15 protein-coding genes are annotated in these 12594 nt (G+C 60.2%); 6 read left to right on the top strand and 9 right to left on the bottom strand.

From position 1 onward, the window contains the following. Positions 1-4: 4 nt before the first annotated feature. The gene (gene dtd, locus MRBLMS1_RS27375) at positions 5-451 is read right to left on the bottom strand and encodes a D-aminoacyl-tRNA deacylase (protein ID WP_485883449.1); all 447 of its coding nucleotides are present in this window, start codon (positions 449-451) and stop codon (positions 5-7) included. Continuing rightward, positions 448-1713 (bottom strand): tyrosine--tRNA ligase, encoded by a 1266-nt coding sequence (tyrS, locus tag MRBLMS1_RS27370; protein WP_139091740.1) that lies wholly within the window; start codon positions 1711-1713, stop codon positions 448-450. The genes dtd and tyrS overlap by 4 nt, the downstream gene beginning before the upstream one ends. 154 nt (positions 1714-1867) lie before the next feature. Here tyrS and MRBLMS1_RS27365 point away from each other — a divergent pair, with 154 nt between their 5' ends. Together MRBLMS1_RS27365 and MRBLMS1_RS27360 are read left to right on the top strand one after the other, a co-directional pair. Beyond that, a complete protein-coding gene (locus MRBLMS1_RS27365; protein WP_034749221.1) occupies positions 1868-3235 on the top strand; it encodes a M23 family metallopeptidase in 1368 nt (455 codons plus the stop codon). Between the two features lie 123 nt (positions 3236-3358). Further along, positions 3359-4453, top strand: coding sequence for an anhydro-N-acetylmuramic acid kinase (locus MRBLMS1_RS27360; protein ID WP_485883446.1), 1095 nt, complete (start codon positions 3359-3361; stop codon positions 4451-4453). A 64-nt stretch (positions 4454-4517) separates the two neighbouring features. Here MRBLMS1_RS27360 and erpA read toward each other — a convergent pair whose 3' ends face one another. The 5 genes from erpA to rplM all read right to left on the bottom strand — a co-directional run bounded on the left by erpA (position 4518) and on the right by rplM (position 7497). Further along, positions 4518-4880: an iron-sulfur cluster insertion protein ErpA gene (gene erpA / locus MRBLMS1_RS27355; protein WP_029496047.1), complete on the bottom strand. Its 363-nt coding sequence runs from the start codon at positions 4878-4880 to the stop codon at positions 4518-4520. Between the two features lie 98 nt (positions 4881-4978). Then, entirely contained in the window at positions 4979-5368 is a 390-nt protein-coding gene (locus MRBLMS1_RS27350) for a bactofilin family protein (protein ID WP_034749532.1), read from the bottom strand. 90 nt (positions 5369-5458) lie between these two features. Next, positions 5459-6496, bottom strand: coding sequence for an N-acetyl-gamma-glutamyl-phosphate reductase (argC, locus tag MRBLMS1_RS27345; RefSeq protein ID WP_485883443.1), 1038 nt, complete (start codon positions 6494-6496; stop codon positions 5459-5461). Positions 6497-6666: 170 nt separating this feature from the next. After that, on the bottom strand, positions 6667-7059 hold the full coding sequence (gene rpsI, locus MRBLMS1_RS27340; RefSeq protein WP_010393285.1) for a 30S ribosomal protein S9: 393 nt from the start codon (positions 7057-7059) through the stop codon (positions 6667-6669). A 9-nt stretch (positions 7060-7068) separates the two neighbouring features. After that, the gene (rplM, locus tag MRBLMS1_RS27335) at positions 7069-7497 is read right to left on the bottom strand and encodes a 50S ribosomal protein L13 (RefSeq protein ID WP_010393282.1); all 429 of its coding nucleotides are present in this window, start codon (positions 7495-7497) and stop codon (positions 7069-7071) included. 225 nt (positions 7498-7722) lie between these two features. Here rplM and MRBLMS1_RS27330 point away from each other — a divergent pair, with 225 nt between their 5' ends. Beyond that, positions 7723-8145, top strand: a complete 423-nt coding sequence (locus MRBLMS1_RS27330) for an OsmC family protein (RefSeq protein WP_077399527.1) — start codon at positions 7723-7725, stop codon at positions 8143-8145. Positions 8146-8247: 102 nt separating this feature from the next. On the opposite strand, the gene coq7 is transcribed toward MRBLMS1_RS27330, so the two are convergent. Continuing rightward, positions 8248-8892, bottom strand: a complete 645-nt coding sequence (gene coq7, locus MRBLMS1_RS27325) for a 2-polyprenyl-3-methyl-6-methoxy-1,4-benzoquinone monooxygenase (RefSeq protein WP_485883440.1) — start codon at positions 8890-8892, stop codon at positions 8248-8250. A gap of 85 nt (positions 8893-8977) precedes the next feature. Next, the gene (locus tag MRBLMS1_RS27320) at positions 8978-9409 is read right to left on the bottom strand and encodes a hypothetical protein (protein WP_139091743.1); all 432 of its coding nucleotides are present in this window, start codon (positions 9407-9409) and stop codon (positions 8978-8980) included. A 147-nt stretch (positions 9410-9556) separates the two neighbouring features. Here MRBLMS1_RS27320 and MRBLMS1_RS27315 point away from each other — a divergent pair, with 147 nt between their 5' ends. The 3 genes from MRBLMS1_RS27315 (at position 9557) to MRBLMS1_RS27305 (ending at position 12589) form a co-directional block, all read left to right on the top strand. Further along, positions 9557-10336 carry an ATP-binding cassette domain-containing protein gene (locus MRBLMS1_RS27315; protein ID WP_128141266.1) on the top strand — a complete coding sequence of 260 codons (780 nt, stop codon included), beginning with the start codon at positions 9557-9559 and terminating at the stop codon, positions 10334-10336. A 3-nt stretch (positions 10337-10339) separates the two neighbouring features. After that, positions 10340-11536: an ABC transporter permease gene (locus tag MRBLMS1_RS27310; RefSeq protein WP_485883437.1), complete on the top strand. Its 1197-nt coding sequence runs from the start codon at positions 10340-10342 to the stop codon at positions 11534-11536. A gap of 159 nt (positions 11537-11695) precedes the next feature. Beyond that, the gene (locus MRBLMS1_RS27305; protein ID WP_046683456.1) at positions 11696-12589 is read left to right on the top strand and encodes an ABC transporter ATP-binding protein; all 894 of its coding nucleotides are present in this window, start codon (positions 11696-11698) and stop codon (positions 12587-12589) included. The last annotated feature ends 5 nt before the right edge of the window (positions 12590-12594 follow it).

Below are 12594 nucleotides of genomic sequence, written 5' to 3'. Positions count from 1 at the left end.
ACGCTTATTTGGCGTTCACTTGCAGCCAGAATGTGACGGGGCCGTCATTGGTGAGCGACACCTGCATGTCGGCACCGAACTGCCCCGTTTGCACGGCCGCATGGCGGCTGCGCGCCTGGTCCACGAAATGCGTGAACAGGCGCAAGCCATCCTGCGGCGCGGCGGCCGGCGTAAACGACGGGCGCGTGCCGGACTTGGTGTCGGCCGCCAAGGTGAACTGCGGCACCAGCAGCAAGCCGCCGGCCACGTCCGTCACGCTGCGGTTCATCCTGCCCGCCTCGTCGGCAAACACGCGGTAGCCGAGCAACTTGGTCAGCAAGGCGTCCGCTTCCTTCTCCGTATCGCCCCGCTCGGCGCACACGAGCACCATCAGCCCGGCGTCGATGGTGCCGATGGTGGCGCCATCGACATCGACCTTGGCCTGCGTCACTCTCTGCAGCAGCGCGATCATGCCGTCAAGATGACGCGCGCAAAGCTGCGCTTGCCAACTTGCAACACAAACTGACCGGCTTCCACTTGCAAGCCCTTGTCGCTGATGACGGTGCCGTCGATGCGCACGCCGCCCTGGTCGATCTTGCGCATGGCTTCCGACGTGGATGGGCACAGACCGGCTTGCTTGAGCAATTGCGGGATGCCCAGCGGTGCGCCAGCGAGGCTTACTTCCGGGATATCGTCGGGAATGCCGCCCTTCGAGCGGTTGACAAAGTCGGCCAGCGCATCTTCGGCCGCCTGTTGCGAATGGAAGCGGGCGACGATTTCTTGCGCCAGCGCAACCTTGGCGTCACGCGGGTTGCGGCCTTCCTCGACTTCCCGCTTCAGTTGGGCCAGTTCGGCGATCGAGCGCCACGACAGCAGCTCGTAGTAGCGCCACATCATGACGTCGGAAATGCTCATCAGCTTGGCGAACATGGTGTTGCCCGGTTCCGTAATGCCGATGTAGTTATTCTTCGACTTGGACATTTTTTCCACGCCGTCCAAACCTTCCAGCAGCGGCATGGTCAAAATACACTGCTGCTCCTGTCCGTACTGCTTTTGCAGTTCGCGGCCCACCAGCAGGTTGAACTTCTGGTCCGTGCCGCCCAGTTCCAGGTCCGATTTCAGGGCCACCGAGTCGTAGCCTTGCATCAGCGGGTACAGGAATTCATGCACGGAAATAGGAATGCCGCCCTGGAAGCGCTTGGTGAAGTCGTCGCGCTCGATCATGCGCGCCACCGTGTAGTGGGAAGCGAGCTGGATGATGCCGCGCGCGCCCAGCGGATCGCACCACTCGGAGTTATAACGGATTTCCGTCTTGCTGGCGTCCAGCACTAAAGATGCTTGCGCGAAATACGTCATCGCGTTAATCTCGATCTGTTCCTTGGTCAGCGGCGGGCGCGTGACGTTGCGGCCCGAAGGGTCGCCGATCATGGACGTGAAGTCGCCAATGAGGAAAATGACTTGATGGCCGAGGTTTTGCAGCTGGCGCATCTTGTTCAGCACGACAGTGTGGCCCAGATGCAAGTCGGGTGCGGTCGGGTCCAGGCCCAGTTTGATGCGCAGCGGAACACCGGTTTTCTCGGAGCGTGCTAATTTTTGCGCAAATTCGCTTTCGATCAATAGTTCGTCGACGCCACGCTTGGTAATCGCGAGGGCTTCTTGTACTCTGTCAGACAGCGGAAGCGCGGTCTGAGCGGCGTTAGCCTTTGTAGGCGATGCGGTGGTGTTGATTTCCATAAAATTTGACTGTAGATCTCAAAATGGTAGTAGGTTTGCGGAGTTTGTTATAATGCTCGATCCCATCAATCTTGCCGTATGAAAACGAATCAAAATAACAATAACAAAGAGCGCTAGCTCAGGTCACGTTCAAGGGCAAATTTTAACTGATTGCATGAACCCTATACATAAAATCACAGGCTCACGCTTGTACACACAGCTGACGACGACCCGCAAGGCACGCATTATTGGTGCGTCCGCGGTGCTGCTCGCCGTGGCCGCCTTCGGCGCGGTCGCTGTGTCGCCCATGGCGCCCGACGCATCGGACCTGCCGGTCACGTCCATCGCCCAAAACCTGGAAATGCCTGATCTCGCCTCGCAAATTTCCGCGATGGAACAGGTAGACCAGAATTTCACCCACGAAGAAAAAGTCCGCGCTGGCGACACCCTCGCCACCCTGCTGACCCGTCTCGGCGTGGATGATCAGGCGGCTGCCAATTTCATTAAAACCGACAAGATCGCGCGCGGCGTGATGTTGCTGAAATCGGGCAAGCGCGTGCAAGCGCAAACGACCGAAAACGGCGACCTCAACTGGATGCGCGCCACTCTCGTCGACGGCACGGACAAATCGGTCAAGAACATCCTGATCACCCGCAAGGGCGACAAGTTCGTGGCCACGGAAGTGGCAGCCCAGCTGGAACGCCGCGTTGAAATGCACGCGCGCAAGATTACTTCCACCCTGTTCGCCGCCACCGACTCCAGCCTGGACGGCACCCGCCTGCCAGACTCGATTTCCGCGCAAATCGTGGAAATGTTCTCCACCAATATCGACTTCCGCTCCGACCTGAAACGCGGCGACTCGTTCAATGTTGTCTACGAAACATTCTGGCAAGATGGCGAATTCGTCCGAGCGGGCCGCATCCTGGCCGGTGAATTCACCAACCGCGGCACGACTTACCAGTCCGTTTGGTTCGAAGACCCAGCAAGCAAGCAAGGCGGCGGTTACTACAGCTTCGACGGCAAGTCCCTCAAAAAAGCCTTCCTGAAATCCCCTCTCGAATTCTCCCGCATCTCGTCCGGCTTCTCCATGCGCGTGCACCCGATTTCCGGCAACTGGAAAGCGCACAAGGGCATCGATTTCGCTGCAGCAACGGGTACGCCTATCCGCGCTTCGGGCGATGGCGTGGTCGACTCCGTCGGCAGCCAAAACGGCTATGGCAATGTTGTTGTCCTGAAACACTGGGCCAACTACAGCACCGCCTACGCCCACATGAGCCGCTTCGCTTCGGGCCTGAAAAAAGGTCAAAAAGTGAGCCAGGGCGATGTGATCGGCTACGTCGGCACCACCGGCTGGTCCACGGGCGCCCATTTGCACTATGAATTCCGCGTCGGCGGCGTGGCACAAGATCCAAGCAAGCTGAACGTACAAGCCCAGGCGCCATTGACGGCCGCCGAGCTGAGCCGCTTCCGCATGGTATCGGCTGACATGATGCACCGCTTCACCCTGCTGCGTCCGAACGACACGGCACTGGCTTCGCGCTAAGCAACACTGCCTTCGGGCAACATATAAAGGCACCGCCCATGCAGATGGCCGGTGCCTTTGTTTTATGTGAACAGGAAAATGCGGCACAATGCATCCCATCACTTACGTACTCAAGGAAAACCCATGCTGTATATCGGCCTGATGTCTGGCACCAGCCTCGATGGCGTTGACGGCGCGCTGGTCGACTTTTCCGATGATAGCGGCACACGCAGCCTGGGCGATGCCTACATTCCCTTTCCCGCCAGCCTGCGCGACGACCTGATGGCCTTGCAAAGTGCCGGCCAAAATGAAATCGAACGCGAAGCACTGGCGGCAAATCAGCTCGTGCGCCATTACGCCGACTGCGTCGCTATGCTCCTGAACAATGCGGGCATCGGCCCGGACGCCATCGCCGCCATCGGCGCACATGGCCAGACCATTCGCCACCGCCCCGAGCTGGGTTTTACGCGCCAGTTGAACAACCCGGCTCTGCTGGCTGAACTGACGGGCATCGACGTCATCGCCGACTTGCGCAGCCGCGACGTGGCGGCCGGTGGCCAGGGCGCGCCGCTGGTGCCCGCTTTTCACCAGGCCATTTTCAATGTGCCCGGCCACACGCGCGTGCTGGCCAATATCGGTGGCATCAGCAATATCAGCGTGCTGCATGCGGACGGCACCGTGACGGGCTACGACACGGGCCCCGGCAATGCGCTGATGGATGGCTGGGTCTTGCAACACCAGGGCCAACCCTACGACGCCAATGGCGCCTGGGCAGCGACAGGCCAGGTCATCCCTGCCCTGCTGGCGGAATTGCTCGACGATCCGTATTTTGACTTGCCGGCGCCGAAAAGCACGGGACGCGACCTGTTCCATGCCGACTGGCTGAACGCCAAGCTGGCCGGCCATCCAGCCGCCCAGCCCGCCGACGTGCAGGCGACCCTGACACAGCTGACGGCCGCCAGCCTGGCGCACGCCATCCTACGCGACGGTGCGCAGGCGGAAACGGTATACGTGTGTGGCGGTGGCGCGCAGAACGCCAGCCTGATGGCGGCGCTGGCCCGCGCATTACCGGGCATGGCGGTGGAATCGACAGAAGCGCTGGGCGTGGCACCCAGCCAGGTCGAGGCGCTGGCCTTTGCCTGGCTAGCCTGGCGCTTTACGCAGCGCAAGCCGGGCAACTTGCCGGCCGTGACGGGAGCGCAGGGGCTGAGGGTACTGGGCGCCTTATACCCGAGCTAAGCGGGCGCATAAACACAAATAGCGGATCGATGATCCGCTATTTTTACATTCCGATAAAACTACTTTATACCGAGAACGATGAACCGCAACCGCAGGTGGACGTGGCTGTCGGATTCTTGATCACGAACTGCGCGCCTTCCAGGTCATCCTTGTAGTCGATTTCCGCGCCGACCAGGTACTGGTAGCTCATGGAATCGATCAACAGCTGGACGCCGTTCTTGACCATGGTGGTGTCATCTTCGTTGACGATTTCGTCGAAGGTGAAGCCATACTGGAAACCGGAGCAGCCGCCACCCTGCACGAAGACGCGCAATTTCAGGTCGGGATTGCCTTCTTCTTCGATCAGCTGCGCGACTTTTTCAGCGGCGCTATCGGTAAAGATAATAGGGGAAGGGATCACATCTTGCATTTCAGCGACGGCATTCATATCAGGCACTCCTACTAGAAAACATTAAGTCATTATAGACTGTTGGCGCAAGTCGCGCTGCGGCCGCCGCTGATGCGGCTGGACGGTGTTGTTCCTGCTCACATTTCCGACACGGCCAAGTGCAGCACGGGGTCGGCGCTGTCGTGCCGACTGAGCTTGCCTTGCACCAATGCACCGCTGTGCATTTCCAGCACCTTGTAATAGACCTCTCCTACAATGCGGGCTTTTGGCTGGATTTCAAGCATTTCGGACACATACACGGGGCCATTGATCTCGCCGCTGACGACCAGGCTCGAGCAGCGCACTTCGCCATCGATGCGGCCCGCCTCGCCCAGCACTATATACGTGGGCTCGCCCGGCTCGCCCGTGACGTTGCCGCGCACATGACCATCGATGCGCAAGCCGCCGCAAAACAGCAAGTCGCCCTCGATCCGCGTGGAAGCGCCGATCAAGGTATCGATGGGATTTTTCGCGTTGCGCTCGAACATGAACGTCATCCTGTCGGGTTGGCTGGCAGTCCAATTTATCACAGGTCCGGCAAAAAGGCGCCGGACCCGCGCAAGCACCGTCGCGTATCGTTACGGCATCACGGCGATGTGTTGCAAACCGGCCGTTTCTTTCAAGCCAAACATCAAGTTCATGCACTGCACGGCCTGGCCCGATGCGCCCTTGACCAGGTTGTCCTGCACCACCAGCACGATGACGGTATTGCCGCCTTCGGGACGGTGCAAGGCCAGGCGCAGCATGTTCGAGCCGCGCGTGGAGCGGGTTTCCGGGTGCGAGCCGAATGGCATGACGTCGACGAAAGGCTCATCCTTGTATTGCTCTTCGAACAAGGATTGCAGCTCTTCATTGCTGACATCCTTGTTCAGCTGCGCGTACAGGGTCGAATGCATGCCGCGGATCATCGGCACCAGGTGCGGCGTGAAGGTCAGCGCCACTTTCTCGTCCGTGAAACGCTGCAGTTGCGCCGTCGTTTCCGGCAGGTGGCGGTGACCGGCCACGCCGTAGGCCTTGAAACTGTCGCTGCTTTCCGAGAACAGGATGCCGATCTCCGCCTTGCGGCCGGCGCCGGACACGCCCGACTTGCAGTCGGCGATCAGGCTGCCCGCGTTGACCAGGCCAGCTTTCAGCAGCGGGTAAAAGCCCAGCTGCATGGTGGTCGGGTAGCAACCGGGGTTGGCGATCAGCTTGGCTTGCTTGATGTCTTCGCGGTTCAGTTCCGGCAAGCCGTACACGGCTTGCTCGATCAATTCAGGGGCCGTGTGGGGAATCTTGTACCACTGCTCGAACTTGGCCTGGTCTTTCAGGCGGAAGTCGGCGGCCAGGTCGATGACTTTCACGCCGGCGGCCAGCAGGGCTGGTGCTTGCGCCATGGCAACACCATGTGGCGTGGCAAAGAAGACCACGTCACACTGCTCCAGGTTGGCCTTGTCCGGCGAGGAAAACGCCAGTTTGACATGGCCGCGCAGGGAAGGATACATGTCAGCAACGGGCAAGCCATCTTCCTTGCGCGAGGTAATCGCCGTCAACTCGACATCTGGATGGGTAGCGAGCAAGCGCAGCAATTCCACGCCCGTGTATCCAGTGCCGCCGACGATGCCAACTTTGATCATGTTCTTTCCTTGTGTATAGATTGCATAAAGATGAGGGGAAACGCTACCCCTGCGGGTTTTCCGCGTATTTTACAGCGCAACGCAGAGTCACGCTGAAATGCAAAAAAGCCGCGAGACCAAAGTCCAGCGGCTTTTCGACCAGCACCCCGGAAGGTGCTGTAGCGTAGAAATTAACGCTTCGAGAATTGCTTTGCGCGACGTGCTTTGCGCAGACCAACTTTTTTACGCTCGACTTCACGTGCATCGCGGGTAACGAAGCCGGCTTTCGCCAGTTCCGGTTTCAACGCTGCATCGTAGTCGATCAGAGCGCGGGTGATGCCGTGACGAACTGCACCAGCCTGGCCCGACTCACCGCCGCCATGGACGTTGACTTTGATGTCGAAACGCTCGACATTGCCGGTCAGTTCCAGTGGTTGACGGATGACCATCAGACCCGTTTCGCGCGAAAAGTATTCGTTTGCTGGTTTGCCGTTAACAACGATCAAGCCTGTGCCAACTTTGATAAAAACCCGAGCCACTGCACTTTTGCGACGGCCGGTTCCATAATTGTAATTACCGATCATGTCAGTTCCTTAGAGAACAAGTGCTTTAGGTTGCTGAGCAGCGTGCGGATGGGAACCTTCCGCGTACACTTTCAGCTTCTTGATCATTGCGTAGCCGAGTGGGCCTTTAGGCAGCATGCCTTTGACCGCTTTCTCAAGCGCGCGACCTGGAAAACGCTGTTGCATTTTCTGGAAGTTGGTTTCGTAGATGCCGCCTGGATAGCCAGAGTGACGGTAGTAAATTTTCTCAGTAGCTTTGGTACCGGTCACACGCAGTTTGCCTGCGTTGATGACGACGATAAAGTCGCCGGTATCGACGTGAGGAGTAAATTCTGGTTTGTGTTTGCCGCGCAGTCGGAGTGCCACTTCGCTGGCAACACGTCCGAGGACTTTGTCCGTCGCGTCAACCACGAACCAATCGCGCTGGACTTCATGTCCTTTAGCGGAAAATGTTTTCATGTTGACTTCCTAATAGATTACACGCTCAAATGGTGGTTCCGACGATGTTGCTGTTCGGACTCTGCCTTATTTACTTTTCCTGAGCGAACGGAAAGCCGACAAGTATAAGCGGCTTTGCCTTGCCGCGTCAAGCCGCAATCGAGGCCGGCTGCGGCCCGGCGGGCGGCACATGGATGGGCATTCCTCTATTACAATACAAAACGCTTACAATTTTCGGAGAGTACGATGGAATGCAAAGTCAGCTGGAATGGCCCGTCGGGCATGAGTTTTCGGGCAGAAACGGGTTCCGGCCACCTGGTGACCATGGATGGCGCGCCCGATGGCGGCGGCCACAACCTGGCGCCACGCCCCATGGAAATGGTCTTGCTGGGCACGGGCGGCTGCACCGCCTATGATGTGGTGCTGATCCTGAAACGGGGGCGCGAAGCCGTCAGTGGCTGCGAAGTGACCCTGAAGGCCGAGCGCGCCGACACCGATCCGAAAGTCTTTACCAAAATCCACTTCCACTTTACCGTGCGGGGCAAGGCCCTGAAACCGACGGCCGTGGAGCGGGCTGTAGCCTTGTCGCATGACAAATATTGCTCGGCGTCGATCATGCTGGCGAAAACGGCGGAGATAACCCACTCGTTCGAAATCATCGAGGAATGATGTAGGTCGGATTAGCGCGTGAGCGCGTAATCCGACGACACCGCAAGCGCCAACAATGTTGTCGGATTACGGCCGGCGGCCTAATCCGACCTACCCTACCTGCTAGATGTAATACGAGGTTTTTGTCATCACTTTGCCCATCAACCCCATCAGCGCCTTCACGGGTGCCGGGGTATCGATGGCGCCCAGTCGCTGGGCGGCGGCGCCGTGTTCCACTTCGTCGATGGCCATTTGCTTGACGATGGCGCGCGACTTGGCGTCCTGCGGCGGTAATTCCTCCAGGTGGCTGGCCAGATGCGCTTCTACCTGGCGTTCCGTTTCCACCACAAAACCCAGGCTGCGGCCGTCGCCCATGCGCGCGGCGATGGTGCCCAGCGCAAACGAACCGGCATACCACAGGGGATTGAGCAGGCTCAGACGCGAGCCCAGCTCCGTCAGGCGCTGCGCCGTCCAGGCCAGGTGGTCTTCCTCTTCGCGTCCCGCTTCGTCGAACTGGGCGCGGATGGCCGGGCTGTGCGCATAGCGCGCCTGCGAGTTATACAGGGCTTGCGCGCACACTTCGCCCACATGGTTGACGCGCATCAAGCCGGCGCTGTGGCGCTGCTCGGCCGGGCTCAGTTCCGCATCGGGCGCATGCGCGGCCGGCGTGGGGCGCGAGGCCGAGGCCACGCCCGCCATGACGCGCAGGGCCTTGTCGGCGCCAACAATCAAACGATCCAGGGGGTCAAAATGGCGGTTTGCGGTCATCGTGGCTATTCATGTCAGGGAAAACATGAATTATAGGACGATAGCGGCCGGCCGTCCCCACGCCGTGCGCAGGGGGATCGGGGCTTTATTGACTTGTGCGCGCTTTTTCCTGCTCGATCCAGTCCACCACGGGGCCGACGGCGTCCAGGCCGGACAGGCTTTTCGCCACGCCCAAGTTCAGTGAGATCAGGAAGGAAATGCTGTCGACGGGAATGTCCGGGCAGTGCTGGGCAAACGCGGCGAGGAAACGCTCCGATTGCAGCACGCGCAAGACTTTCTCGCCGCTCATGAACTGCAGCACGCTGGCGATGCTGTGCCCGCCACCTATGGAGTGGTAGATAAAACGGTTGTACTTCGCGTCGATCTGCTTGAAATCGAGGGTTTCCTCCGTCATCAGGCCGGCCAGGTAGTACAGCCCCAGGCTGACGCGGAAGAAACCAATGGCTTCGGCACTGGTCATGCCGGCGCGGGCCACGGCCAGTACCTTGTCCTGCATTGCCTGATCGATCGTTTGCATTGCGCTCTCCCGCGCCGTCTGCGGCGCCCACCGGGCCAGCTTGCATGAAGATGCTGTTTTTTTCAATAGACCAAACGATATTTCCACCTTGCAAGTTACATTTTTTGCATGCTACTCTCGTTCTTCACCATTGAATGGATGATGCACATGATTGAGGTCAAACACCTGGCAAAACGTTTCCGCATGCCGCCCCACAAGGGCAAGGGCGTGCACGTCAGCGATCCGCGCGAACACGAGGGCTGGTTCCACGCCGTGCGCGACGTCAGTTTCAGCTGCGCCCCGGGCGAAGTGCTGGGCCTGCTGGGGCCGAATGGTGCCGGCAAGACGACCACCCTGCGTCTGCTGTCGACGGCCTTGCAGGCGGACGCGGGCAGCGCCCTCGTCAACGGCGTCGATGTCTTGCAGCAACCGCTGGTGGCGCGCCAGAGCATCGGCTTCCTGTCCGGTTCGACGGGCTTGTACGGCCGCCTGACGGCGCGCGAGAACGTGGAATACTTTGGCCGCCTGCATGGCATGCCGGCCGACAAGCTGAAACGCCGCTGCGACGAGCTGTTTTCCCTGCTGCAAATGGAAGAGTATGGCAGCAAGCGGGCCGATCAGCTGTCGACGGGCATGAAACAGAAGTGCGCGATCGCCCGCACCGTCGTGCACGAGCCGCAGGTGGTGATCCTCGACGAGCCGACGACGGGCCTCGACGTAATGTCGGCCAAGATCCTGCTCGACTTCATCGCCAGCTACAAGGCGCTGCGCGTGCCGCTGATCTTTTCCACGCACCACCTGCACGAGGTGGAAAAGCTGTGCGACCGCGTCTGCATCATCAACCGCGGCACCACCGCCTTCAATGGCACGGTCAACGAACTGCGCCACCTGGGCGGCAGCGCGGACTTGTACGACGCCTTTGTCAGCGTCATCAACCAGGGAGCCTGAGCCATGTGGACCATTTATCTGAAAGAGTTGCTGGAACTCACGCGCGACCGCAAGACGCTGATCTTCACCATCCTCATCCCCATCTTTGCCATGCCGCTGATCTTTGGCGGCTTCGCTTATGTTTCCAGCAATATGTTCAAGAACGCGAAAACGGCGGAAATGCGCTATGCGCTGTTCGGCAAGGACCATTCACCGGGCTTGAGCGCGCGTTTTGCGCAGCAGCACAACCTGCGCGAAGTGCCGCTGACCAGCGAGGGCGACATCCGCCGTGCCATCGGCGACGACAGCATCAAGTTTGCCGTCGTCATCCCGCCTCATTTTGAAGAAGCGCTGCAGCAACAGCAGCAAGCCAAGGTCACCCTGCATTACAACAGCGCCAGCACGGTCGACGTGACCCAGCAGCGGGTGCGCGAGATCGTCGAGGCCTACAACGCCAGCCTGCGCGAAAACGCGCTGTCGGCCCTGAACCTGAGCCCGGCCCAGCTGGCCTTTGCCCTGCACCCCATCGTGCTCGACAAGCAATCGACGGCCAACGAGCGCGAGCAGATGGGCGCCATCGTCGGCGGCATGCTGCCATATCTGCTGCTGATGGTGTGCCTGACGGCGGCCATGTACCCGGCCATCGACCTGGGCGCGGGCGAAAAGGAACGGGGCACCCTGGAAACCCTGCTGCTGGCCCCCGTGCCGCGCAGCGCCATCGTGGTCGCCAAGTTCCTCGTGCTGTTTACCGTCGGCATGACCTCGGCCGTGCTGATGGTGGGCAGCATGGGCGCCCTGCTGGCCATCTTCGGCAGTTCGCTCGAAGGCAACATGGCCGTCATGGTGCGCAGCATCGGCTTGCCCGACCTGGCCATGGTGACCCTGATGCTGGTGCCGACGGCCGCCATCTTCGCCTCGCTGCTGCTGTCGATCTCGATCTACGCGAAAAGCTACAAGGAAGCGGCCGGCATGATCACGCCGCTGATGCTGTTTGTCATCCTGCCCACGGTGGCGGCCATGTTGCCCGGCGTCGAGCTGAACTGGATATGGGCCATGGTGCCGCTGACGAATGTGTCGCTGGCCATGAAGGAACTGGTCAAGGGCACCATGGATTACCGCATGTTCGGCGTGATCCTGGCGTCGACCACGGTGATCGCGGGCGCGCTGCTGGCCCTGTGCCGCTGGTGGTTCAATCGCGAATCCGTGTTGTTCCGCAATTAGGTGCGTGGCGGGGGCACCATCCGCCCCGCCCAGCTGCACTCTGGGCACGCGAAAATGCCGTGTATCGCATGCAACTGCCCAGTACGTCTTAAATTCAATACAATGCCAGCATAGAGTAGCCCTGTCGCATCGGGCAGCAACGCATGAGTTAGGAGTTGTATGGAATTGCAGATCCGCAAATTGTCGAAGACCTACGCGAATGGCGTAGTGGCGCTGGACAACGTTTCGCTGACGATACCGCCGGGCATGTTCGGCTTGCTGGGCCCGAATGGCGCCGGCAAGTCGACCCTGATGCGCACCTTGGCCACCTTGCAGGAATGCGATTCCGGCTCGATCTTCTTCGGCGACTACGACGTGCTCGACGACAAGGACGAGATCCGCCGCATGCTCGGTTATCTGCCGCAAGACTTCGGCCTGTACCCGAAAGTGACGGCCTACGAGCTGCTCGACCACTTCGCCATGTTAAAAGGCTTGTCGCAGCGGGCGCGCCGGCGCGAAGTCGTCGACGGGCTGTTGCAGCAAACCAATCTGTTCGATGTGCGCCACCAGCGCCTGGGCGGCTTTTCCGGCGGCATGCGCCAGCGCTTCGGCATCGCGCAAGCCCTGCTGGGCGACCCGAAGCTGATCATCGTCGACGAGCCGACGGCCGGCCTCGACCCGCAGGAGCGCGTGCGCTTCCACAACTTGCTGTCCGATATCGGCGAAGACAAGACGGTGATCCTGTCGACCCACATCGTGTCCGACGTGGCCGACCTGTGCGCCAACATGGCCATCATCAACAAGGGCCATTTGCTGCTGTGCGGCAAGACCCAGGAACTGATCGACGAAGTCAGCTGCAAGATCTGGGCGCGCTTTGTCGACAAGAAGGAGCTGGCCAGCTTCCAGCAGCGCCACGCCGTCATTTCCACGCGTTTGCTGTCGGGCCGTACCCTGATCCACGTCTACAGCGACGACGACCCGGGCGACGGCTTCGAGGAAGCCATCGGCGACCTGGAAGACCTGTATTTCGCCACCATTGCCGGGCGCCACCGCGTCGCCCCGCAGTGCGACTGAGGGGA

It is taken from the genome of Massilia sp. LMS1-1-1.1 (assembly GCF_040815535.1).
GTDB classification, from domain to species: domain Bacteria; phylum Pseudomonadota; class Gammaproteobacteria; order Burkholderiales; family Burkholderiaceae_D; genus Janthinobacterium; species Janthinobacterium aestuarii.
The sequence above is the reverse complement of the archived record's forward strand: the minus strand, read 5'-3'. Positions and strand labels throughout refer to the sequence as shown.

Coding starts and splice junctions, on each gene's coding strand:
- MRBLMS1_RS27330 (WP_077399527.1), top strand. CDS start 7,723: ATGGAATGCAAAGTCAGCTGGAATGGCCCGTCGGGCATGAGTTTTCGG.
- rplM (WP_010393282.1), bottom strand. CDS start 7,497: ATGAAAACATTTTCCGCTAAAGGACATGAAGTCCAGCGCGATTGGTTC.
- coq7 (WP_485883440.1), bottom strand. CDS start 8,892: ATGACCGCAAACCGCCATTTTGACCCCCTGGATCGTTTGATTGTTGGC.
- dtd (WP_485883449.1), bottom strand. CDS start 451: ATGATCGCGCTGCTGCAGAGAGTGACGCAGGCCAAGGTCGATGTCGAT.
- MRBLMS1_RS27315 (WP_128141266.1), top strand. CDS start 9,557: ATGATTGAGGTCAAACACCTGGCAAAACGTTTCCGCATGCCGCCCCAC.
- erpA (WP_029496047.1), bottom strand. CDS start 4,880: ATGAATGCCGTCGCTGAAATGCAAGATGTGATCCCTTCCCCTATTATC.
- MRBLMS1_RS27305 (WP_046683456.1), top strand. CDS start 11,696: ATGGAATTGCAGATCCGCAAATTGTCGAAGACCTACGCGAATGGCGTA.
- MRBLMS1_RS27360 (WP_485883446.1), top strand. CDS start 3,359: ATGCTGTATATCGGCCTGATGTCTGGCACCAGCCTCGATGGCGTTGAC.
- argC (WP_485883443.1), bottom strand. CDS start 6,496: ATGATCAAAGTTGGCATCGTCGGCGGCACTGGATACACGGGCGTGGAA.
- MRBLMS1_RS27320 (WP_139091743.1), bottom strand. CDS start 9,409: ATGCAAACGATCGATCAGGCAATGCAGGACAAGGTACTGGCCGTGGCC.
- MRBLMS1_RS27365 (WP_034749221.1), top strand. CDS start 1,868: ATGAACCCTATACATAAAATCACAGGCTCACGCTTGTACACACAGCTG.
- tyrS (WP_139091740.1), bottom strand. CDS start 1,713: ATGGAAATCAACACCACCGCATCGCCTACAAAGGCTAACGCCGCTCAG.
- MRBLMS1_RS27350 (WP_034749532.1), bottom strand. CDS start 5,368: ATGTTCGAGCGCAACGCGAAAAATCCCATCGATACCTTGATCGGCGCT.
- rpsI (WP_010393285.1), bottom strand. CDS start 7,059: ATGATCGGTAATTACAATTATGGAACCGGCCGTCGCAAAAGTGCAGTG.
- MRBLMS1_RS27310 (WP_485883437.1), top strand. CDS start 10,340: ATGTGGACCATTTATCTGAAAGAGTTGCTGGAACTCACGCGCGACCGC.